Source organism: Methylovirgula sp. 4M-Z18, from assembly GCF_037890675.1.
Taxonomy (GTDB): domain Bacteria; phylum Pseudomonadota; class Alphaproteobacteria; order Rhizobiales; family Beijerinckiaceae; genus 4M-Z18.
In genome coordinates this window covers 4,176,530-4,199,967 of sequence record NZ_CP149574.1, presented here as the reverse complement: position 1 = coordinate 4,199,967, position 23,438 = coordinate 4,176,530, and the positions used below count along the sequence as shown (strand labels likewise).

General features: G+C 61.2%; 7 protein-coding genes, 4 tRNA genes and 3 rRNA genes. 11 read left to right on the top strand and 3 right to left on the bottom strand.

The window, feature by feature from the left end; genetic code table 11:
- Nucleotides 1–99: 99 nt before the first annotated feature.
- Both V9T28_RS19285 and V9T28_RS19280 read right to left on the bottom strand, forming a co-directional pair.
- Nucleotides 100–858 (bottom strand): SDR family oxidoreductase, encoded by a 759-nt coding sequence (locus V9T28_RS19285; RefSeq protein ID WP_116401584.1) that lies wholly within the window; start codon nucleotides 856–858, stop codon nucleotides 100–102.
- Nucleotides 859–901: 43 nt separating this feature from the next.
- The gene (locus tag V9T28_RS19280; protein ID WP_245424146.1) at nucleotides 902–1,708 is read right to left on the bottom strand and encodes a DNA-3-methyladenine glycosylase family protein; all 807 of its coding nucleotides are present in this window, start codon (nucleotides 1,706–1,708) and stop codon (nucleotides 902–904) included.
- 28 nt (nucleotides 1,709–1,736) lie between these two features.
- Between V9T28_RS19280 and gluQRS the strand changes: the two genes are divergently transcribed.
- Nucleotides 1,737–2,597 (top strand): tRNA glutamyl-Q(34) synthetase GluQRS, encoded by an 861-nt coding sequence (gluQRS, locus tag V9T28_RS19275; protein WP_116401583.1) that lies wholly within the window; start codon nucleotides 1,737–1,739, stop codon nucleotides 2,595–2,597.
- A 118-nt stretch (nucleotides 2,598–2,715) separates the two neighbouring features.
- The gene (locus V9T28_RS19270) at nucleotides 2,716–4,512 is read left to right on the top strand and encodes a chloride channel protein (protein ID WP_116401582.1); all 1,797 of its coding nucleotides are present in this window, start codon (nucleotides 2,716–2,718) and stop codon (nucleotides 4,510–4,512) included.
- A gap of 104 nt (nucleotides 4,513–4,616) precedes the next feature.
- Here the strand turns inward: V9T28_RS19270 and V9T28_RS19265 are convergent, their stop codons facing one another.
- Nucleotides 4,617–6,752 (bottom strand): M23 family metallopeptidase, encoded by a 2,136-nt coding sequence (locus V9T28_RS19265; protein WP_245424145.1) that lies wholly within the window; start codon nucleotides 6,750–6,752, stop codon nucleotides 4,617–4,619.
- A gap of 716 nt (nucleotides 6,753–7,468) precedes the next feature.
- Here V9T28_RS19265 and V9T28_RS19260 point away from each other — a divergent pair.
- The 9 genes from V9T28_RS19260 to V9T28_RS19220 all read left to right on the top strand — a co-directional run bounded on the left by V9T28_RS19260 (nucleotide 7,469) and on the right by V9T28_RS19220 (nucleotide 23,430).
- Nucleotides 7,469–8,955: ribosomal RNA gene (locus V9T28_RS19260) — 16S ribosomal RNA — on the top strand.
- 196 nt (nucleotides 8,956–9,151) lie between these two features.
- A tRNA-Ile gene (locus tag V9T28_RS19255) sits at nucleotides 9,152–9,228 on the top strand.
- 10 nt (nucleotides 9,229–9,238) lie between these two features.
- A tRNA-Ala gene (locus tag V9T28_RS19250) sits at nucleotides 9,239–9,314 on the top strand.
- A gap of 41 nt (nucleotides 9,315–9,355) precedes the next feature.
- A tRNA-Ala gene (locus tag V9T28_RS19245) sits at nucleotides 9,356–9,431 on the top strand.
- Between the two features lie 338 nt (nucleotides 9,432–9,769).
- Nucleotides 9,770–12,617 (top strand): 23S ribosomal RNA (locus tag V9T28_RS19240).
- Between the two features lie 148 nt (nucleotides 12,618–12,765).
- Nucleotides 12,766–12,881, top strand: a 5S ribosomal RNA gene (gene rrf, locus V9T28_RS19235).
- The 16S, 23S and 5S rRNA genes sit together here with 4 tRNA genes alongside, the layout of an rRNA operon.
- A 74-nt stretch (nucleotides 12,882–12,955) precedes the next feature.
- Nucleotides 12,956–13,032, top strand: a tRNA-Met gene (locus V9T28_RS19230).
- Nucleotides 13,033–13,622: 590 nt separating this feature from the next.
- Entirely contained in the window at nucleotides 13,623–14,648 is a 1,026-nt protein-coding gene (locus tag V9T28_RS19225) for an AraC family transcriptional regulator (protein WP_116402821.1), read from the top strand.
- A gap of 424 nt (nucleotides 14,649–15,072) precedes the next feature.
- A complete protein-coding gene (locus tag V9T28_RS19220; RefSeq protein WP_339071786.1) occupies nucleotides 15,073–23,430 on the top strand; it encodes a beta strand repeat-containing protein in 8,358 nt (2,785 codons plus the stop codon).
- Nucleotides 23,431–23,438: the final 8 nt, after the last annotated feature.

Sequence of the window (23,438 nt, the reverse complement as noted above, 5' to 3'; positions counted from 1 at the left end):
CAATTTTGGGAACGAACTGATAGGCGAGATTTTCCTATTATTTCAAAGGCCTGACGGACCTGCGGCGGCGGGCGCGGGGGAGAGCGTCGAAACGGCGCATCACCCGCGTCCGACCAGGGGCATTTTCGTCGCCATGATGGTCATGAACAGCACGTTCGATTCGAGCGGCAGGTTCGCCATATTCACGATTGCCTGGCCGACATGGGCCACATCCATTTGCGGCTCGGCCTTGATGCTGCCGTCCGCCTGCGGCACGCCGGTGGCCATGCGCTCGGTCATGTCGGTCGCCGCATTGCCGATGTCGATCTGGCCGCAGGCGATATCGTATTTGCGGCCGTCCAGCGCCGTCGTCTTGGTGAGGCCGGTGATCGCGTGCTTGGTCGCCGTGTAGGCGACGGAATTGGGGCGCGGCGCGGTCGCGGAAATCGAGCCGTTGTTGATGATGCGGCCGCCGCGCGGGCTCTGGTCCTTCATCAGGCGGAAGGCGGCCTGCGTGCACAGGAACGGCCCGGTGAGATTGGTGTCGACCACCTTCTTCCATTCCTCATAAGGCAGGTCTTCCAGCAGCGCGGGGGAGGCGTTCACGCCGGCATTGTTGAACAGCAGGTCGAGACGGCCATAGGTTTCCTTGATGGTGGCGAACAGCGCGGCGACCGATTGCGGATCGGTGACGTCGCTCGGCACGGCAAGGCCGGTGCCGCCGCGCGCCTTGCCCTCGTTCAGCACCGCCTCCAGCGCCTCGCGCCGGCGCCCGGTCAGCACAACCGTATGGCCGGCGGCCATCAGCGCCAGCGCGGCGGCTTTGCCGATGCCGGAACCGGCGCCGGTGACAAGAGCGATCTTTTGCGAAGCAGACATGGTTTCCTCGTTGAGATGATGCCGAGTGTGAGGGGTTCGGGCGTCAGTCGACCTTCACGCCTTCGCGGGCTTTGACGGCGCGGTAATAGGTCCACAGCAGCCGTGCGGCGACGCCGCGCCAGGGCCGCCAGCGCTCGCCGATCTTGTGCAGCGCCTTGGCGTCGGGCCGCTTCTTTAAGTTCAGCGCCAGCTTGGCCGCTTCCTGCAGGGCGATGTCGCCCACCGGCCAGGCGTCCGGATGGCCGAGGCAGAACAAGAGATAGATGTCGGCGGTCCAGGGTCCGATGCCGTGCACCGCGACCAAAGTCGCATGCGCCTCTTCCGGCGGCATGGTGCCGAGCTGCTCGAGTGGCAAGGCGCCGGTGTGGATGGCCTCCGCCAAGGCATTGATCGTGCGCATTTTCGGCCGCGACAGGCCGCAGGCCTTCAGATCGTCGTCGCTCGCCGCGAGAATGGCTTGCGGTTCGAGCTCGCGGAACGCCGCCTTCAGCCGGCCGAAGATGGCGTCGGCGCTGGCGACCGAGACCTGTTGCGACACCACGATCGAGACGAGCCCGTCAAACCCGCGCCGCCCATGCCGCAAGGGCGGATGGCCCGCCCGCTCCAGCATGTGGCCGACGGCGTCCGGGTCGAGCTTGTGCAGCTCGGCCACGGCATGGGCAAGAATGGCATCGTCGACAATGAGCGGGCCGGGATGGTAGGCTGGCCCGGCGGCGAGGGGCGTGGCGGCCCGCCGCGTGCGGGCCTTGCTCGCGGCGCGCTTCTTGGCTGGCTTTTTGACCGCCGCCTTGGGCTTTGCCGCCGGCTTTTTAGCCTTTGCCTTCACGGCCGCTTTCGCGGATCTTGCCACCACAATCCTCCTGATTCTGCGCCATTGGATGACGGCTGACGTGCCAACACAACCGGTTTTTCGCTTCGCCCCCTCGCCAAACGGGCATTTGCATCTCGGCCATGCGTATTCGGCATTGTTGAACCATGCGATGGCGCGGGCCAGTGGCGGCCGGTTTCTGCTGCGGATCGAGGACATCGATCTTGGCCGCAGCCGGCCGGATTTCGAGGCGGCGATTTACGAGGATCTCGCCTGGCTCGGCCTCACCTGGGAGGCGCCGGTGCGACGGCAGTCGCAGCATTTCGCCGATTATGCCGCGGCGCTTCGTCAGCTTGTGGCAAGAGATCTCATCTATCCGTGCTTCTGCTCGCGCAAGGAGATTGCCCGCGCCGCCTCGGGCCAGACCGATCCCGATGGCGCGCCGCTTTATCCCGGCACCTGCCGCCACCTCTCAGTGCAGGAGCGGCAGAAGCGCCTCAGCAAAGGGCAGCCCGCGGCACAGCGGCTCGACATGGCGGCGGCACTTAGCCGATGCGGCGAAAGGCTGCACTGGGCCGAATATGATTTAGGCACCGAGCCGCGCGATGTCGTGGCCGACCCGGGCGCCTGGGGCGATGTCGTGCTCGCGCGTAAGGATATTCCCACCTCCTATCACATGGCCGTCGTCGTGGACGATGCTCTGCAAGGGGTGAGCGACGTGGTGCGCGGCGCCGATCTCTTTCACGCCACGAGCATTCACCGGCTGTTGCAGGCACTGCTGCATCTGCCGCAGCCGCGCTATCACCACCACCCGCTCATTCTCGACGAGGCGCAGCGCAAATTGTCGAAGAGTCTGATGTCGAAAAGCCTGCGCGATCTCAGGGCCGAAGGGATCACGCCCGCCGAAATCAAGGCGCGCCTCGGGTTTTAAGGTCGGGCGACAGATTCGTAGGTCTTGCCTATTTGTATCGTATTGCGATATAGCTCCGCCCGCGCGACGGTTCGACGGAACGCGGGCGCCATGCGTTTCTCAAAGAAAGAACATCATCATGAAGCCCAGCCAGGTCTGGCACCGCCATCTTGGCGATTTCACCACGGATGCTCGCGTCCTCGTCATCGCCGCCATCGCTGTGGTGGTGGCGACGGTGGCGCTGATGGGCGGAATCGTGCTGCTGAAGCTCATCCAGCTTGCGACCAACATCGCCTATTTTGGCCGGTTCGACTTCGAAATGCTGAAGCCGGGTGACGCGTCGCTCGGCTATGCCGCTATCCTCATTCCGGTGCTCGGCGCCCTGATCATCGGCCTGATGGCGCGTTTTGGCAGCGAGAAGATCCGCGGCCACGGGATTCCTGAGGCCATCGAGGCCATCCTGCTCGGCCGCTCGCGGCTCGATGCGAAAGTGGCCGTGCTCAAGCCTTTGTCTTCCGCGATCTCGATCGGCAGCGGCGGACCCTTCGGCGCCGAAGGCCCCATCATCATGACCGGCGGCGCCATCGGCTCGCTGATCGCGCAGATGCTGCCGGTGAGCGACAACGAGCGCAAGACGCTGCTGGTCGCCGGCGCCGCGGCTGGCATGACCACGGTGTTCGGCACGCCGATCGCCGCGATCATGCTGGCGGTCGAGCTTTTGCTGTTCGAATGGACCCCGCGCAGCTTCATTCCGGTCGCCGTGGCGGCGATCGTCGCGGACGTCGAGCGCAGCCTGCTCCACATGCCGATGCCGTTGTTTCCGTTCCAGGGCACGATGGACATTTCTCTCGCGGCGCTCGGCGGCTGGGTGCTCGTCGGTATCGCCTCGGCGCTTTTGGCGACCCTGCTGACCCAGATGGTCTATGCCTGCGAGGACGCTTTCGAGAAGCTGCCGATCCACTGGATGTGGTGGCCGATGATCGGCGGGATGGTCGTCGGCTTGGGCGGCCTGATCGAGCCGGACGCGCTCGGCGTCGGCTACGACAATATCGCCCGGATGCTGGACGGGCATGTGCTCGCTTCGGCCGCGCTAGCGCTGCTGGTCGTCAAGGCGATCATCTGGGCGGTCGCGCTGGGATCGGGCACGTCGGGCGGCGTGCTCGCGCCGCTGCTCATCATGGGCGGCGCGATGGGGGCGATGCTCGCCGGCTTCCTGCCGGCGGCCGATCCGGGCCTGTGGGCGCTGCTGGCAATGTCTGCCACCATGGGCGGCACCATGCGCGCGCCTTTGACCGCGACATTTTTCGCCGTCGAACTCACCGGCAACACCCATATCCTGGTGCCGCTGATCGCGACCTGCGCCGCCGCCCATGCCGGGACGGTGCTGTTGATGAAGCGATCGATCCTGACGGAAAAGATCGCCCGGCGCGGCCATCATCTGGTGCGCGAGTACCGGGTCGATCCCTTCGCACTCACCCGCGTGAGCGAAGTCATGACCACGAAGGTGGATACCGTGGCCGACAAAATGACCTTGCATGGCGCGGCTGCGTTCCTGACCGCACCGGAGACGCGCCATCCGAGTTTCCCGGTCGTCGATGCGGACGGGCATGTGCTCGGCGTCATCGATCCGCCGACGATTCTGCGCTGGCGGCGCAGGGGCGTGCATCGCCACACGACGCTCGGCGCGCTGCTGGCGAACCGCAAGATCACGCTCGCCTATCCAGATGAATATCTCGAATCGCTGTCCGACAAGCTCCTCGCTGCCAATATCTCGCACCTTCCGGTGGTCTCGCGCACCGACGCCAAGCTGGTGGGCTATATCGGCTGGAAGGATCTGATGCGGGTGCGCTCCAAACAGCAGGCTGCCGAGCGGGAGCGTTCCGCGCTGCTTGGTTTTACCGCGGTGGACAGGAAACCAAAGTCACTGGCCGAATAGCGGCTTCGGCAGCAGAGCGGTGCTGCTCGATAACCTGTCGTTCCGGACCCGATTTCACGATCGGGTCCGATACCGTTGCGATGGTTGCGGCTCCGGCTGAAACCCTAGCCCGGCGGCTTCTGCGCCACTTTCTGCGCGACGAGATTGGCGTTGGGTGCCTGTGCGATCAAAGCGTCGATCCGGTCGCGCTCGCGCTTGAACTCGGCAAGCATCCTGCCGTCGAACTCGCGCGTCCGCGGCAGGCGGATCTGCAGCGGGTCGACGAAACTGCCGTTCACCAGCACTTCGTAATGGAGATGCGGGCCGGTCACCTGGCCCGTGGCGCCGATATAGCCGATCAATTGGCCCTGCTTGACCTTCATGCCCTCGGTGATGCCACGGGCAAAGGCGCTCTGGTGGTTGTAGGTCGTGACATAGCCGTTGGCATGCTGGATTTCGATGCGGCGGCCGTAGCCGGAATCCCAGCCCGCCTTGATGATCGTGCCGTTGCCGGCCGCATAGATCGGCGTGCCGACCGGTGCCGCCCAGTCGACGCCGGTGTGCATTTTCGAAACGTGCAGGATCGGATGGTAGCGCATGCCGAAGCCCGAACGCAATTCGCCGGCGGCGACCGGCTTCCGGATCAGGAATTTGCGCACCGACCGGCCGTTGGGATCGTAATAATCGACGAGGCCGTCATCGGCCGTCTGATACCGGTAATAGTGGAAGGTTTCGCCGCGCGTGGTGATGGCGGCATAGAGCAGGTCCGGCTCCTGGCCAGGGTCCTCGTTATTCTCGTAAAACGCCTCGAAATTGTCGCCCGGCTGGACGGAGCGCTGGAAGTCAACGTCATTGGCGAAGATATGCACCAGGTCGTCGATGACGGATTTCGGCAGATCTTGCTTCAGCGCGGTCTGGTAGAGGCTGTCGTAGAGCCGGACGCCGCTCGAATCGTCGGATTGATCTTCCTCGTCGTCGCTGCCGTCGTCACTGCCCTTCGCTGCGGCAACGGTCTTCTTCGCTGCCGGCTTGATCGGCCCCTGGGCGTCTGCAGTCGGGGCCGGCGCTTCCGCCGGCACCTGGACATAGTCGCCGGTGTCGCGAATGGCGACCGAGGCGGTCAGCGTATCGTCCCGGTAGATCGAGACGCGGCAGATCTGCTTGTTCTGGCCCGACCCATCGAGATCGGCGAGCAGCAGTTTGACCTTTTCGCCCTCTTGGACCGGCGTTGCGGCAAAGGCCTTGACGATCGATTTGACCTGGTCGTCGGTTGCGCCGTTGGCGCGGACGATGCTCCCCAGCGTGTCGCCCTTGCCAACAATCGTCACCCGCTGGTCGATCGTGGTGATCGGCGCGGAATCGCCGAGCGGCGCTGAGGTTTTCGGGATCGAGGTGACGTTTTCCGGCACCAGGCGCACTTCGATGCTCGAGAGGGGCGAGGAAATCGTGCCCGCGGTGAGCGGCGCATAGGCGAGGCTGCCCGGCAGGTTCAGCGCGGCGCGGCTCGTGTGCATCAGCAGCAATTGCGGCGGGATGGGCAGGGCCGGTTTCTTGCCGGCGGCGAGCAGGTTCCCCAGGAATTCGTTGACCTGGTCGTGAATTTCGTCCTGGCTGAGTGTGCCATTGGTCGGCACGACCCGTTTGCCCGACAGATCGGTGATGTTGAGCGAGATTTCGGTCTCGTCCAGCGGCGGCTGAGTGGCAGCGATGTCGGCTTCGGGCGGCTGCTCGATCGGGTTGCGGGCGTCCGCCATCACCTTTTGCGCGTTGAAGGGCGGGACGTCATCGGCAAAACCGGTGTCGACCAGGGTCAGCGTCGTCACAAGGTGGGTGAACGTCTTCAGCCGGACAACTTCCTTGCCGCCGACCTTCACATTGGTCGGAGCCTGGTAGCTTTGCTTGGCGGCGACAATGTCGACCGATTGGACCAGCCGGTCGCCCTTCTTCGGGTTGATCGTCGCGGTGGCGCTCGATTCCTTGTGGACCGGATTGGCGAATTCGGGATCGTCGGCGAAATTGGAATCGAAATCGAGGGCGGAATAGATTGCCGCGCCCATGAGGGCGGCGCCCGACATGCCGGTCAGCACGGTCCCGAACAGCCAGCGCAGCGAGATCTTGCGCCGCTCGATGGCGCTCTGCCGGCGGCTCGCCGCCTCGATCGGCGGCTCGAATCCGATGTCTGCCGCAGCATTCAGGCGCGTTTGCCGGTGCTCGCTCAGGGCGTCATCAAGATTCTTACGCTGAACCCGATTGTCGGACACTTAATTTCTCGAAAGGCGCTGAATAGGCCGGTCGGCCGGTTCTTGGTTGGTCGTGTTTACGCCAAAGGACGGGGAAAGCAAATGTGGCAACCGCGCGGAGGCCTGGCCGCATCTTCTTCCCCCAGCCTAGCTTAGGAACAATGGGTCACGGATGTGAGCGCCGAAAATGGCTCTAGTGGGGCGATGTTGCGCTTTTTTTGACCGAAATTTTCGAAATTTGACCTTTTCTTGAAGCAGGAGGCCTCTGAATTGCCTGGATTTCCGGGCGTCAGCGATTTTTTTCAAGATTTTTGCAAATTGTCCTTGACGGTGCGAAGTGGGCGGGTCTATAAGCCCCCCACTGACGGCGCGGCGCTGATGCGTTTGACGCGGTGATGACGTTTCTCGATTTAGTTCGGGCGTAGGATCACCTAGCCAGTTCGGCTAGGTGGTTGTTGTTGTCTCCGGTCGACGGCTTTGACGGTGCTGTTGCTGGTTATTCGCTGTATGACAATTGAATCGGAAGAAAGAGAAACGCAGGCGGCGTAGTCCTTGCGGATCGGTCGGAAGATCGGTCGTACGAGACTATGACAGTCGCGTTTACTCAAGACATCGTAGGCATGAGCCTTGGATTTAGGTCTGGGGCTGTGATTGCCAAAGATGTGCTTGGGAACTCGTCAGAGTAATAAACAAAGTGACTAGTCAGATCAAATCTCTGGTGGATTGAATTCCACCTTTAACTTGAGAGTTTGATCCTGGCTCAGAACGAACGCTGGCGGCAGGCTTAACACATGCAAGTCGAACGGGCATAGCAATATGTCAGTGGCAGACGGGTGCGTAACACGTGGGAACATACCTTTTGGTTCGGAATAACTTGGGGAAACTTAAGCTAATACCGGATAAGCCCTTCGGGGGAAAGATTTATTGCCGAAAGATTGGCCCGCGTCTGATTAGCTAGTTGGTGAGGTAATGGCTCACCAAGGCGACGATCAGTAGCTGGTCTGAGAGGATGATCAGCCACACTGGGACTGAGACACGGCCCAGACTCCTACGGGAGGCAGCAGTGGGGAATATTGGACAATGGGCGCAAGCCTGATCCAGCCATGCCGCGTGAGTGATGACGGCCTTAGGGTTGTAAAGCTCTTTTACCTGGGAAGATAATGACTGTACCAGGAGAATAAGCCCCGGCTAACTTCGTGCCAGCAGCCGCGGTAATACGAAGGGGGCTAGCGTTGTTCGGAATCACTGGGCGTAAAGCGCACGTAGGCGGACTTTTAAGTCAGGGGTGAAATCCTGAGGCTCAACCTCAGAACTGCCTTTGATACTGGGAGTCTTGAATTCGAGAGAGGTAAGTGGAATTGGTAGTGTAGAGGTGAAATTCGTAGATATTACCAGGAACACCAGTGGCGAAGGCGGCTTACTGGCTCGATATTGACGCTGAGGTGCGAAAGCGTGGGGATCAAACAGGATTAGATACCCTGGTAGTCCACGCTGTAAACGATGAATGCTAGCCGTTGGGGAGCTTGCTCTTCAGTGGCGCCGTTAACACATTAAGCATTCCGCCTGGGGAGTACGGTCGCAAGATTAAAACTCAAAGGAATTGACGGGGGCCCGCACAAGCGGTGGAGCATGTGGTTTAATTCGAAGCAACGCGCAGAACCTTACCAGCTTTTGACATGCCTTGGACGGATACTGGAGACAGTTTCTTCTCTTCGGAGCCAGGGACACAGGTGCTGCATGGCTGTCGTCAGCTCGTGTCGTGAGATGTTGGGTTAAGTCCCGCAACGAGCGCAACCCTCGCCCTTAGTTGCCATCATTCAGTTGGGCACTCTAGGGGGACTGCCGGTGATAAGCCGCGAGGAAGGTGGGGATGACGTCAAGTCCTCATGGCCCTTACAGGCTGGGCTACACACGTGCTACAATGGCGGTAACAATGGGACGCGAAAGGGTGACCTCTAGCAAATCTCAAAAAGCCGTCTCAGTTCGGATTGTACTCTGCAATTCGAGTACATGAAGTTGGAATCGCTAGTAATCGTAGATCAGAACGCTACGGTGAATACGTTCCCGGGCCTTGTACACACCGCCCGTCACACCATGGGAGTTGGTTTTACCCGAAGGCGTTTCGCTAACCGCAAGGAGGCAGACGACCACGGTAGGGTCAGCGACTGGGGTGAAGTCGTAACAAGGTAGCCGTAGGGGAACCTGCGGCTGGATCACCTCCTTTCTAAGGATTGCTTCTTATGATGAGGGTCATTTTGATCTTCACTATCGAGCGATTTTAGAACAACAGCATCCAGTCAGGATGCAATTGCGGGACGACGCCGTCTACGCTTCTCTTTCTTCTTTTACGGACATCAGACGTCGAGCGGCGGGTGGGAACATTCGTCTGGATCGATCGTCATCCTTTTGTCCTCCGGCAAGGGCTTGTAGCTCAGTTGGTTAGAGCGCGCGCTTGATAAGCGTGAGGTCGGAGGTTCAAGTCCTCCCAGGCCCACCATTGGTTGTGAGGGGCAGTAGCTCAGCTGGGAGAGCGCCTGAATCGCATTCAGGAGGTCATCGGTTCGATCCCGTTCTGCTCCACCATTTTTAACGAGTTGGTGTCGAGGGAAGTGGGTGCTGACTAAGGGGCTGTAGCTCAGCTGGGAGAGCGCGTGCTTTGCAAGCATGAGGTCATCGGTTCGATCCCGTTCAGCTCCACCATCAGCTTGAGATTGCTGGAATGATATCCGTAAAATTTAAGTTTCGCGAAGCATGGAAGATTTAGATCTTCGGCGTCGCGGGTTATCTGACATCGTGAAGAGGAAATGCATCTGGTTAGCGCCAGTAAAGAGTGAGCTTGCGAGCTTGCGCTTTATGGGCTGTCTAAGCACCAGTCGTGAGTGAGCCTTGACCGCACACTCCCGGATGCATTTGAAGTAAACTGGTCTAAGTCGAGAGATTGCAACATATCTCTCGCAAATGAAGATCGTGTCCAAGATGGTCCGTTCGCAAGAATGGCCGTCGACCACGCCGAGTGGTTGGGCATTGATAATGAGATCGATCAAGTGTCATAAGGGTATTCGATGGATGCCTTGGCGCTGAGAGGCGATGAAGGACGTGGTACGCTGCGATAAGCCTTGGGGAGCTGCGAACAAGCTTTGATCCGAGGATCTCCGAATGGGGAAACCCACCTTCGATCTTTGTAATTCCGAGGATGCCTGCCGGGCACGATCGGAATACGCGTGTGAGGCCTGCCTCATTCGCGTGAAAAGAAGTCCATCTTCGGACTTACAAAGATCATCAAGAAGGTATTTGTACCTGAATACATAGGGTACAAAAGCAAACCTGGGGAACTGAAACATCTAAGTACCCAGAGGAAAGGACATCAACGAGACTCCGTTAGTAGTGGCGAGCGAACGCGGATGAGGCCAGTGCCTTTGTTTTTCTAAGTGGAAAAGGTTGGAAAACCTTGCCGCAGTGGGTGATAGCCCCGTACGCGTTTCGAAGAATGAAGGACATGAGTAAGGCGGAACACGTGCAATTCTGTCTGAAAACGGGGGGACCACCCTCCAAGCCTAAGTACTCCTCAGCGACCGATAGCGAACAAGTACCGTGAGGGAAAGGTGAAAAGCACCCCGACGAGGGGAGTGAAATAGTTCCTGAAATCGGATACCTACAAACAGTCGGAGCCCGCAAGGGTGACGGCGTACCTTTTGTATTATGGGTCAGCGACTTAATTTAACGAGCAAGCTTAAGCCGATAGGTGTAGGCGCAGCGAAAGCGAGTCTGAATAGGGCGTGAAGTTCGTTGGATTAGACCCGAAACCTAGTGATCTAGCCATGAGCAGGTTGAAGGTGCGGTAACACGCACTGGAGGACCGAACGGGTACCTGTTGAAAAAGGTTCCGATGACTTGTGGTTAGGGGTGAAAGGCCAATCAAACTAGGAAATAGCTGGTTCTCCGCGAAAACTATTTAGGTAGTTCCTTGCGTGAATACTCCAGGGGGTAGAGCACTGGATGGGCTAGGGGGACTCACCGTCTTACCAAACCTAACCAAACTCCGAATACCTGGAAGTAGTGCGCAGGAGACACACAGTGGGTGCTAACGTCCATTGTGGAGAGGGAAACAACCCAGACCAACAGCTAAGGCCCCTAATTCGTGGCTAAGTGGGAAAGGATGTGGAAATCCCAAAACAACCAGGAGGTTGGCTTAGAAGCAGCCATCCTTTAAAGAAAGCGTAACAGCTCACTGGTCTAAACAAGGGTTTCTGCGCCGAAGATGTACCGGGGCTCAAGCCACGAGCCGAAGCTTTGGGTTTGCACTATGTGCAAGCGGTAGCGGAGCGTTCCATAAGCCGCTGAAGGGACAGCCGTGAGGCATCCTGGAGGTATTGGAAGTGCGAATGCTGACATGAGTAACGACAAACACTGTGAAAGACAGTGTCGCCGAAAGTCCAAGGGTTCCTGCGTAAAGTTAATCTTCGCAGGGTTAGCCGGTCCCTAAGGTGAGGCCGAAAGGCGTAATCGATGGGAACCACGTTAATATTCGTGGGCCAGTGGGTGGTGACGGATTGCGAAAGCTGTACGGGATTATTGGATTTCCCCTGCAGCCTGGCGGTTCCAGGAAATAGCCCCCACATCAGACCGTACCCGAAACCGACACAGGTGGACTGGTAGAGTATACCAAGGCGCTTGAGAGAATGATGTTGAAGGAACTCGGCAATTTACCTCCGTAACTTCGGAATAAGGAGGCCTTCCGTTCGGGCAACCGGGCGGGAGGGGCACAGACCAGGGGGTGGCAACTGTTTAGCAAAAACACAGGGCTCTGCGAAATCGCAAGATGACGTATAGGGTCTGACGCCTGCCCGGTGCCGGAAGGTTAAGAGGAGGTGTGCAAGCACTGAATTGAAGCCCCGGTAAACGGCGGCCGTAACTATAACGGTCCTAAGGTAGCGAAATTCCTTGTCGGGTAAGTTCCGACCTGCACGAATGGCGTAATGACTTCCCCGCTGTCTCCAACATCAGCTCAGTGAAATTGAATTCCCCGTGAAGATGCGGGGTTCCTGCGGTCAGACGGAAAGACCCCGTGCACCTTTACTGTAACTTTGCACTGGCATTCGTGTCGGCATGTGTAGGATAGGTGGTAGTCTTTGAAGCGTGGGCGCCAGCTCGCGTGGAGACACCCTTGAAATACCACCCTTATCTATATGGATGTCTAACCGTGACCCGTCATCCGGGTCCGGGACAGTGCATGGTAGGCAGTTTGACTGGGGCGGTCGCCTCCCAAAGAGTAACGGAGGCGCGCAATGGTGGGCTCAGAGCGGTCGGAAATCGCTCGTTGAGTGCAATGGCATAAGCCTGCCTGACTGCGAGACTGACAAGTCGAGCAGAGTCGAAAGACGGTCATAGTGATCCGGTGGTTCCTCGTGGAAGGGCCATCGCTCAACGGATAAAAGGTACGCCGGGGATAACAGGCTGATACTTCCCAAGAGTCCATATCGACGGAAGTGTTTGGCACCTCGATGTCGGCTCATCACATCCTGGGGCTGGAGAAGGTCCCAAGGGTTCGGCTGTTCGCCGATTAAAGTGGTACGTGAGCTGGGTTCAAAACGTCGTGAGACAGTTTGGTCCCTATCTGCCGTGGGCGTAGGAGTATTGAGAGGATTTGACCCTAGTACGAGAGGACCGGGTTGAACACACCTCTGGTGGACCTGTTGTGGCGCCAGCCGCAGTGCAGGGTAGCTATGTGTGGACGGGATAACCGCTGAAGGCATCTAAGCGGGAAACCCACCTCAAGACGAGTGCTCCCTTAAGAACCGTGGAAGACGACCACGTTGATAGGCCGGGTGTGGAAGTGCGGCAACGCATGCAGCTTACCGGTACTAATAGTTCTTCAGTCTTGATCGTCTCATTAATCAATGTCCAACAGACAACACGATCTTCAGCCCAAACCTGGCCTGCCAGGGTTTGCGCCAACCAAGACCGTAAACTTGGTGTTCCAAGGTTTACGGTAAACAAAAAAGACCCAGTTTACTTCAGCTTTGTCCTTCGCCGGCCTGGTGGCTCTCAGCAAGGTGACAAGACGCGATCCCATCCCGAACTCGAATGTCAAACGCCTTCGCGCTGATGGTACTATGTCTCAAGACATGGGAGAGTAGGTCGCTGCCAGGCCTGCAAAGCACAAAGCTAAATCCTCTTAACGATCAGATAACCAATACAGACATCCCCGGATCTCACCACACCGGCGCGGGGTGGAGCAGCCCGGTAGCTCGTCAGGCTCATAACCTGAAGGCCGCAGGTTCAAATCCTGCCCCCGCAACCAAAGCAACAAAATCAAAAAGCCCGCTCCAAACAGCGGGCTTTTTCGTGTCCACCACCGCGCATCCCCCACATCATAGCCAAAGCCCGACGTCCTGCGATATATTGCTGCGATCGTTCGACAGAGGAATTGCTCAGGTGCGATCAGGATCCGGCTTCGCCAAAATCATTGGTGTTCTCACCTCAGCCTTCGTCCTTGTCGCATTATTGGGTGCGTGGAACGCTTTTGCTGAAGCGTCGCTCCTGCGGAGGCGAGATCAGTGAGCTTGACGAGGCCAGGATCCAGTGCATGACGCAGAACGCGCACAATGAGGCCTGGCGGTTAACCGATCTCATTCCCGAACAATAATGGACAACGCCGAAACAACGGCAAAGTGAATGCAAGAGCCGCTGCCTAAGGGCCGCGTAATACTTATGGCTGACCCCATTTGTGCGCATCCCAAACCAACTGGAAACCAAAACAACTGGAAATATAACCCGTATTGGGTAGTTTGCGGCTCGATTGTGTTAGGGGGTATACAAATGAGTCGGAAACCTTCACTCGACGAGTGTCCATCGGAAACATCGCATCGGCGGGTATAGAAGGATTGTCGCTTGAATTCCCCATTGCGCCCGGCCCTAGCACCGGTTCCGATTCCAAAGGCACCGAGAAACCTCAAAGATAAAAGCCCGACCGGCCTGCAACTCCTGACCACGGCCTCCTATGCCCCTCAGGATCAGTTCGAGGTCTGGCGGACGCGCGTGAGCTCCATATTTGATGTCAAACCTCAGCCAGGCGCACGCGGACGCGGCTTCGACGTCGAATATCTTGTCAGCAACCTGTCGCAGCTCATCTTCACGTCTGGGCATTTCTCAGCTCAGAGCCTGTCCCGCCTTCCTGACCATGCGCGTCGATCATCTGTCGATCACTGGATGCTTGTTCGAACGATATCCGGCGAGGCCTGGTTCGCGACCGGCGAGCGGCAAATTCACGCGAAGGCCGGAGACACTTATCTGATCTCGCTCGACCAGGATTTTCGCGGCCGGATGACGGACTACCAGGCGCAAATTCTGTATCTTCCACGCGATGCGTTCCGCTCCGTCGCGGCCGATTTCGATAAATTATGCAATATGATCCTGCCTGGCAGCCTCATCGGCCTCCTCGGGGACCATTTGGGCAGCCTCGAGAACAGGCTTGTCGACATGGGCCCTGAGGAGCTCGCCCAAGCGGGGCGGGCCACGGTCGATTTGATCGCCGCCAGCATCCAGCCACTCCATAAGCGGTTGCAAGAGGCACTGGGTGCGATCGATACCGTGCTGTTTGAGCGCGCAAATGTCTATATTCAAAGCCACCTCGCCAATCCGGACCTCGCGCCGGAGGACCTGATGCAGGCTATCGGCGTGTCACGCTCCAATCTCTACCGTGCATTCGAGCATGTCGGCGGCGTTTCTCGTCATATCCAGAGTTGCCGCCTCCTGGCCGCACGCAGCGCTCTGCGCAGGGGCGGACGCATTCAGGACATCGCCTACAATCACGGGTTCAGCTCTGGGACCGTCTTTGCGAGGGCATTCCGCCGCGAGTTCGGCTACAGCCCCAGCAAAGCGCGCGATCGTTCCGACCCGGAAACCGGCGAAACCTAATGTGCATGCTAATATTATCCGTCGGGACGTACGGCTCATCTTTTGGGACGGGCGGTTAATGACTGTGGCTATTATGTGGATATCATCTGTCCGTTTGCATCTCTGGAGAGTCAGACGGGCATGTGGCACCGCAGAGGTATTAAGAAGGCTGCCGCGCGCGGCCCCTCGCGTTTTCCAATTGCCTGTGACCGATGGGGCGATCTGAGCCTCTGGGGATTCCATTCCGGTATTTCGTCTCGCCAACCTTCACGCGTGAGGGTCACGGGCAGGATTGCGATCACTTAGCGATACGACCAGTATTTAGGGGCTTCCAATGCATCGGATTTCGGGGGTAAGGGGCAACGGTGATCGTCAATCTGGACGCTTCGCTGGGAATTGGGTCGCGGGAAGCGCCGGGACGGACCGCAGCTTCCGGCGCAGACTCATGGCGATCCTGCGTCAGGCGCATCGTGCCCTCGGGATGAAACGCGATCGGTTGGGGCTCGGGACGCTCGGCGTCGGCGGAGCGGTTTCGGCGATCCTGAGCAGGCTGTCTGTAGGTCCCGGCCAAGAGGCCGCGACATCGTTGCCGGAGGAGCCGACCTGCCCCCATTGCGGCCAAATTCTGGTCCAATTTGCGAGCGAGACGACCAAGCGCCAATGGCTGAAGCTCGGCTGGAAGCCGCCGGCGACTTTGGCGCTCCTTGCCGTCATGGGGATCATGGCGCCGCAAGCGGCATCCGCACAGCTCGCCATTGGAAATGGGACCTTTACCAACAGCGCCAATTGTACCAATCCTTCCGCAGTGCTCGACAGCACTGCTATTGGTTGTGGCAGCAGCTCCACTGGCACCAGCTCGACGGCCGTGGGGACGGGCGTGACAGTGAGCGGCAATAATTCCGTTGGTCTTGGCACCAGTCTCACCGTAACCAGCGATGGTTCGATAGGGATAGGCTATACGCTCGTCTCCAATGGCCTTAACGCGATAGCGCTCGGCGTCTTTTCGAATGCGACCGGCGTCAATGCCCTCGCCGTCGGCGCAAACGCCCATGCCATCGTCAGTGGTGCATCGGCCTTTGGTGTCAACACCACTGCATCCGCGGCAAATGCTACCGCCATCGGCAATGGGTCCGCTGCGACGGGCTCTGGCGCAGTCGCGCTCGGCGTCACTGCCGTTGCGTCGGGCACAAACGCCATCTCACTCGGTGACACTGCCAATGCGTCAGGCGCACAGAGTATTGCTGTGGGCCTTCAAGCCAACGCTGCGAGCGGCAACGCTGTTGCGATCGGCACGAGCACCATTTCAAATGGCGGCACCGGGGGCTTGAGCATCGCGATCGGTGGCACCGCCCATGCAATTGTGACGAGCGGCGCCGGTTCTCCGATCGCCATTGGCTCGAACGCCACAGCGAGCGGCGCCGCACCGACCGGCTTTTCTTTTGAAGCGATCGCGATCGGTACCTCTGCGAACGCCACCGGAGCGTGGTCGACAAGCATTGGCGACGTCGCTGTAGCGAGCGGGACTGGCGCCAGCGCCTTCGGCACATCCGCCAATGCAGCGGGAAATCAAGCCACGGCCATCGGAAATGGGGCAACCGCCGCCGGCCAAGGGGGGGTGGCTATGGGCTACACGGCCAACGCCAGCGCCCTCGGCACCATCGCCATCGGCTCGAGCGCGGCGGCCAATTCCGCCAATGCCGTCGCCATAGGCACCAGTGCGGTAGCGACGGGCGGCCAGGCGGTCTCCGTCGGCAAGGGCAACGTCGCCAACGGCAATGGCGCGGTCGCGATCGGCGACCCCAACACCGCGACCGGCAACGGCACCATCGCAAGTGGCTTGAACAATACGGCGACCGGCGACGGCAGCGTCGCGATGGGCAACACCAATCTGGTGGGCGGTGGCGGCCAGGCCGTGGGAGTGGCCGGCACGGCGGCCCAAGGCGCGGTCGGCATCGGCTTTGCGAACACGGTCACCGGCCAAGGCGCCGTCGCCATCGGCAACACCAACGTTGCCAATGGCCTCGGCGCCGTGGCGCTGGGCAATGCGGCGAATGCCACCGGCACGAGCGCGTTCGCGGCAGGCGTGAGCGCCAATGCGTCCAGCACGAATAGTGTTGCCATCGGCTCCTTGGCGAATGCGGGCGCGGCGGCCCAGGACGGAGCCTTAGTCGACAACTGGGCTGCGGACAGCACCCAGCGGATTGCGCAACTTGCCGCGGGCAACACAGCCCTCGGGGCCGGCTCGTCAGCCAATAATGACGGCACAGCCGTCGGCGCTTCCGCACAAGCGACCGGCTCTGAGTCATTTTCCGGAGGCTCGGGCGCGGTGGCGAGCGGACGCGTAGGCGTCGCGCTCGGCGGCGGCAGCCTGGCGACCGGCGATTCGGCGGTCGCCGTTGGCAATACGTCGACCGCCTCGGGCGCCCAGGCCGTCGCGGTCGGCGCCGGCGCGGAGGCCGCCGGGGCTCAGGGCGCATCGCTCGGCGCCACGGCCTTCGCCACAGGCGCGCAATCGGTCGCCGTCGGCAATTCAACCCGCGCCAACGGGACGAGTTCGGTCGCCATCGGCAATGGGGCGGCGGCGAGCCAGACGAACGCCCTCGCCTTCGGCGCAGGCGCAACAGCTAACATTGCAAATTCCGTGGCTCTGGGCTCGGGCAGCGTGACGGCGGCGGCCAATCCGACGGCGAGTGTCGTGCTCGGTGGCACCACCTATAATTTCGCCGGCACCGCGCCGACGAGCGTGGTGAGCGTTGGGGCGCCAGGCGCCGAACGCCAGATCACCAATGTTGCCGCGGGCCGGATCAGTTCCACGAGCACCGATGCCATCAACGGTTCGGAGCTCTATGCCTCCAACCAGGCATTGCAATCGGCGATTTCCACCGGAGCGATCCACTACTACAGCAACAACGATGGCGGTGTTCCGCAGGCGAACTACAACAACACCGGCGCCACCGGCACATTTGCCTTAGCAGCGGGCGTTGCCGCCACGGCTGCCGGCTCCAGCTCCGTCGCCGTTGGCTACAGCTCCAATGCGTCGAACCTCGACGCAGTGGCGCTAGGATACATATCTAAGGCGACGGGCCAGTACAGCACCGCGGTCGGACCCAATGCCAATGCCTCGGCCACGTCCAGCACAGCGATCGGTCAGAACGCCGCAGCCTCGGGCCTTCAGTCGGCCGTGCTTGGCGTAAACGCAGCGGCGAGCCAAACCAACGCCCTCGCACTCGGCTTCGGCGCAACGGCCAGCAATGCAAATTCCGTGGCTCTGGGCTCGGGCAGCGTGACAGCGGCCGCCAATCCGACGGCGAGCGTCGTGCTCGGCGGCGCCACCTATAATTTCGCCGGCACCGCGCCGATAGGCGTGGTGAGCGTCGGTGCGCCAGGCGCCGAACGCCAGATCACCAATGTCGCCGCGGGCCAGATCAGCGCGACGAGCACCGATGCCATCAACGGTTCGGAGCTGTATGCCTCCAACCAGGCATTGCAGTCGGCGATTGCCACCGGAGCGGTCCACTACTTCAGCAACAACGATGGTGGTGTTCCGCAGGCGAACTACAACAACGCCGGCGCTACCGGCTTGTTTGGCTTGGCAGCGGGCGTTGCGGCCCAGGCCGCCGGCTCCAGCTCCGTCGCCGTTGGCTACAGCTCGAATGCGAGCGCCCTCAACACCATCGCCATCGGTTCGAGCGCGGCGGCCAGTTCCGCCAATGCTGTCGCCATCGGCACGGGCTCGGTGGCGAAGGGTGGACAGGCGGTCTCTGTCGGCGCCGGCAACGTCGCCAACGGCAATGGCGCGGTCGCGATCGGCGACCCCAATACCGCGACCGGCAATGGCACCATCGCAAGCGGCCTGAACAACACCGCGACCGGCGATGGGACGATTGCCATGGGCAACACCAATATGGTGGGCGGTGGCGGCCAGGCAGTGGGAGTGGCCGGCACGGCGGCCCAAGGCGCGGTCGGCATCGGCTTTGCGAACACGGTCACCGGCCAAGGCGCCGTCGCCATCGGCAACACCAACGTTGCCAATGGCCTCGGCGCCGTGGCGCTGGGCAATGCGGCGAATGCCACCGGCACGAGCGCGTTCGCGGCAGGGGTGAGCGCCAATGCGTCCAGCACGAACGGTGTTGCCATCGGCTCCTCGGCGAATGCGGGCGCGGCGTCCGCGAACGGAGCCTTAGTCGACAGCTGGGCTGCGGACAGCACCCAGCGGGTGGCGGGATTTACCGGGGGCAACACAGCCCTCGGGGTTGGCGCGTCAGCCAATAATGACGGCACAGCCGTCGGCAATTCCGCACAAGCGACCGGCGCTCAGTCATTTTCCGGAGGCTCGGGCGCGGTGGCGAGCGGACGCGTGGGCGTCGCGCTCGGCGGCGGCAGCCTGGCGACCGGCGATTCGGCGGTCGCCGTTGGCAATACGTCGACCGCCTCGGGCGCCCAGGCCGTCGCGGTCGGTGCCGGCGCGGAGGCCGCCGGGGCTCAGGGCGCATCGCTCGGCGCCACGGCCTTCGCCACAGGCGCGCAATCGGTCGCCGTCGGCAATTCAACCCGCGCCAACGGGACGAGTTCGGTCGCCATCGGCAATGGGGCGGCGGCGAGCCAGACGAACGCCCTCGCCTTCGGCGCAGGCGCAACAGCTAACATTGCAAATTCCGTGGCTCTGGGCTCGGGCAGCGTGACGGCGGCGGCCAATCCGACGGCGAGTGTCGTGCTCGATGGCACCACCTATAATTTCGCCGGCACCGCGCCGACGAGCGTGGTGAGCGTTGGGGCGCCAGGTGCCGAACGCCAGATCACCAATGTTGCCGCGGGCCGGATCAGTTCCACGAGCACCGACGCCATCAACGGTTCGCAGCTCTTTGCCACCAACACGGCATTGGGGTCGCTCAACAACACCGTGACCAACATCAATAACGGTGGCGGCATCAAATATTTCCACGCCAACTCGACGCTTCCGGATTCGAGTGCGGTGGGCACGGACTCCGTGGCGATCGGGCCGCTCTCGACAGCAACGGGCGCCAATTCCGTGTCGCTCGGCAACAGCGCCGTTGCATCGGGCCTCGACAGCATGGCGTTTGGATTCATATCTAAGGCGGCGGGCCAGTTCGGCACCGCGGTCGGACCCAATGCCAATGCTTCAGCTGGGTCCAGCACGGCAATCGGTCAGAACGCGGCGACCTCTGGCTTTCAAGCGACCGCGCTCGGCGTAAACTCAGCGGCGAGCCAGGCCAATGCCATCGCGATTGGCGCCGGTGCAACGGCCAACAATGCAGGCTCTGTCGCTCTCGGTGCCGGCAGCGTGACGGCGGCGGCCAATCCGACGCCGAATATCGTGCTCAACGGCACCACCTATAATTTCGCCGGCAGCGCGCCGACGAGCGTGGTGAGCGTTGGTGCGCCTGGTGCCGAACGCCAGATCACCAATGTCGCCGCGGGCCAGATCAGCGCGACCAGCACCGATGCCATCAACGGTTCGCAGCTCTTTGCCACCAACACGGCATTGGGGTCGCTCAACAACACTGTGACCAACATCAATAACGGTGGCGGCATCAAATATTTCCACGCCAACTCGACGCTTCCGGATTCGAGCGCGGTGGGCACGGACTCCGTGGCGATCGGGCCGCTCTCGACGGCAACGGGCGCCAATTCCGTGTCGCTCGGCAACAGCGCCGTTGCATCGGGCCTCGACAGCATGGCATTTGGATTCATATCTAAGGCGGCGGGCCAGTTCGGCACCGCGGTCGGACCCAATGCCAATGCTTCAGCTGGGTCCAGCACGGCAATCGGTCAGAACGCGGCGACCTCTGGCTTTCAAGCGACCGCGCTCGGCGTAAACTCAGCGGCGAGCCAGGCCAATGCCATCGCGATTGGCGCCGGTGCAACGGCCAACAATGCAGGCTCTGTCGCTCTCGGTGCCGGCAGCGTGACGGCGGCGGCCAATCCGACGCCGAATATCGTGCTCAACGGCACCACCTATAATTTCGCCGGCAGCGCGCCGACGAGCGTGGTGAGCGTTGGTGCGCCTGGTGCCGAACGCCAGATCACCAATGTCGCCGCGGGCCAGATCAGCGCGACCAGCACCGATGCCATCAACGGCTCGCAGCTCTTTGCCACCAACACGGCGTTGGGTTCGCTCAACAACACTGTGACCAGCATCAATAACGGTGGCGGCATCAAATATTTCCACGCCAATTCGACGCTCGCAGATTCGAATCCGGTGGGCACGAACTCTGTGGCGATCGGACCGGTCTCGACAGCGACGGGCGCCAATTCCGTGTCGCTCGGCAATGGCGCGACGGCGACCAATGCGGGCGATGTGGCTCTGGGCTCGGGCAGTATGACGGCGACGGCCAATCCGACGCCGAACGTCTTGCTCGACGGCACCATCTACAATTTTGCCGGCAGCGCGCCGACGAGCGTGGTGAGTGTTGGTGCGCCAGGCGCCGAACGCCAGATCACCAATGTTGCCGCGGGCCAGATCAGCGCGACCAGCACCGATGCCATCAACGGTTCGCAGCTCTTCGCCACCAACACGGCATTGGGATCGCTCAACAACACCGTGACCAATATCAACAACGGTGGCGGCATCAAATATTTCCACGCCAACTCGACGCTCGCGGATTCAAGTGCAACGGGACCGAATTCCGTAGCGATCGGTCCGGCTTCGACTGCCACCGCGGCCAATGCGATCTCGATCGGCAATGGCGCGAGCGCCAGCACGGCGAACAGCGTTGCGCTGGGGTCGGGCTCTGCCACAGGCACGGTGACGGGTACACCGTCCACAGTCATTGCCGGCACGACCTACGCCTTCGCCGGTACGGCGCCGATCGGCACGATATCCGTCGGGACGGCGGGCAATGAGCGCACGATCACCAATGTTGCAGCCGGGCAAATCTCCGCGACCTCGACCGATGCCATCAACGGCTCGCAGCTTTTTGCCGCCGACACGGCGATCACCGCCGTCGCCAATCAGGTGACGACCGTCACCGGTCAGTTGACGCACTATTACAGCGTCAATGACGGTGGCACGCAGCAAGCCAATTACGCGAACAATGGCGCGACGGGTGCCGATTCATTGGCGGCCGGTGTCGCGGCTTCGGCGACCGCGACCAACGCCTCCGCCTTGGGCTTCAACGCCCAATCGACGGTAGCGGACGGCGTGGCGCTTGGTTCGAACTCGGTGTCGAATCGTGCGCTCGCGCCCGCATCCGGCACGATCGGTGGAACCTTCATTCCCTATAACACCGCGGATCGCGCGCTGCTTGGCGCGATCTCGGTTGGCAGCGCGACAACCTACCGTCAGATCACGAATGTGGCCGACGGCACGCAACCGAGCGACGCGGTCACCATCCGGCAGTTGATCGGTTCCCTCAGTTCATTCGCGACGACGACGACGAAATATTTCCACGCAAATTCCACCGCGCCGGATTCGCTCGCTGTCGGAACTGATTCGATCGCAGTTGGGCCCAATACAGTCGTCAACGGCAATAACGGCGTCGGCATAGGCAATGGCGCGCTCGTCCAGCAGAACGCACCGGGCGGTGTCGCCATCGGCCAAAACGCCACCGTGAACTTCCAAGATTCGCTCGCGCTCGGTACGAATGCGACGGCCAGCGGTATCCAGTCGGTGTCTATCGGCGCGGGTGCGACAACCGCTAATCCCACCTCCGTCGCACTCGGTGCCGGAGCGAAGGCAACGGCAAATGCTGGCGATGTGGCGCTCGGCGCGAATTCGAAAACCTCGGCTGCGGTCGGCACCACGAGCGCAAGCTTCGCCAACTTCACATTGTCGGGTTTTGCCGGTACGAACCCGACCTCGACGGTGAGTGTCGGCGATGTCGGCAGCGAGCGCACCATCACCAATGTCGCGGCGGGCCGAATTACATCGACCTCGACCGACGCGATCAACGGTTCGCAGCTCTTTGCGCTGGCAAACGTCGTCGACAATAATTACAATTCGATCAGCGGAGCCATCAACGGCGGCGGCATCAAATATTTCCACACGAATTCGAGCGCGGTCGATTCCGCTGCGACTGGCGCCGAAAGCGTCGCGGTTGGGCCGCAATCCACGGCATCGGCGTCGAACGCCATCGCGATGGGCAACGGCGCCGGAGCTTCGGCGGCAAACTCTGTCGCCATCGGCGCCGGAGCCAAAGCGACACAGGCCAATTCGCTGGCGCTCGGCGCCAATTCGACGACCACCGCCAATCTGAGTGACGCGGCCTATACGCCCGTTGTCGGGGCGACCACGGCGGGCGTTGCGACAGGCGAGGTCTCGGTTGGCTCGGCGGGCGCCGAGCGGCGCATCACCAATGTCGCGGCGGGTTCGGCCGCGACCGATGCCGTGAATGTCAGCCAGCTCCAAAGCTTGGCGAACGTTGCCGTGAAATACGACACGGATGGCGCCGGCAATATCACGAACCGCGTCACACTGAGCGGCGGGAATCCCAATGCGCCGGTCACGATCGGCAATGTCGCGCCGGGCGTAAACGGAACCGACGCCGTCAACGTCAATCAGTTGAACCAGGCCTTCAATCAGCTTAACAGCAGTATCGGCAGCGCGCAGAAGGATGCCTGGCGCGGTGCCGCGATCGGCATGGCGGCGGCGTCGCTGCGCTACGACGATCGCCCGGGCAAATGGAGCTCCGCGATCGGTAGCGGTGTCTGGCATGGGGAGGGCGCGCTCTCCTTCGGTGTTGGCTACACGAGCGAGGATGGCCGCGTCCGCATCAATGCTTCGGGGACCACGAGCGGCGGGCGTTGGGGGGCGGGCGCGGGGCTGAGCTTGACGCTGAATTGATGTTGCAT

Bases quoted from the DNA above. Each gene is read 5' to 3' on its own strand.
- V9T28_RS19285 (WP_116401584.1), bottom strand. From the start codon at position 858: ATGTCTGCTTCGCAAAAGATCGCTCTTGTCACCGGCGCCGGTTCCGGC.
- V9T28_RS19270 (WP_116401582.1), top strand. From the start codon at position 2,716: ATGAAGCCCAGCCAGGTCTGGCACCGCCATCTTGGCGATTTCACCACG.
- V9T28_RS19220 (WP_339071786.1), top strand. From the start codon at position 15,073: ATGGCGATCCTGCGTCAGGCGCATCGTGCCCTCGGGATGAAACGCGAT.
- gluQRS (WP_116401583.1), top strand. From the start codon at position 1,737: ATGACGGCTGACGTGCCAACACAACCGGTTTTTCGCTTCGCCCCCTCG.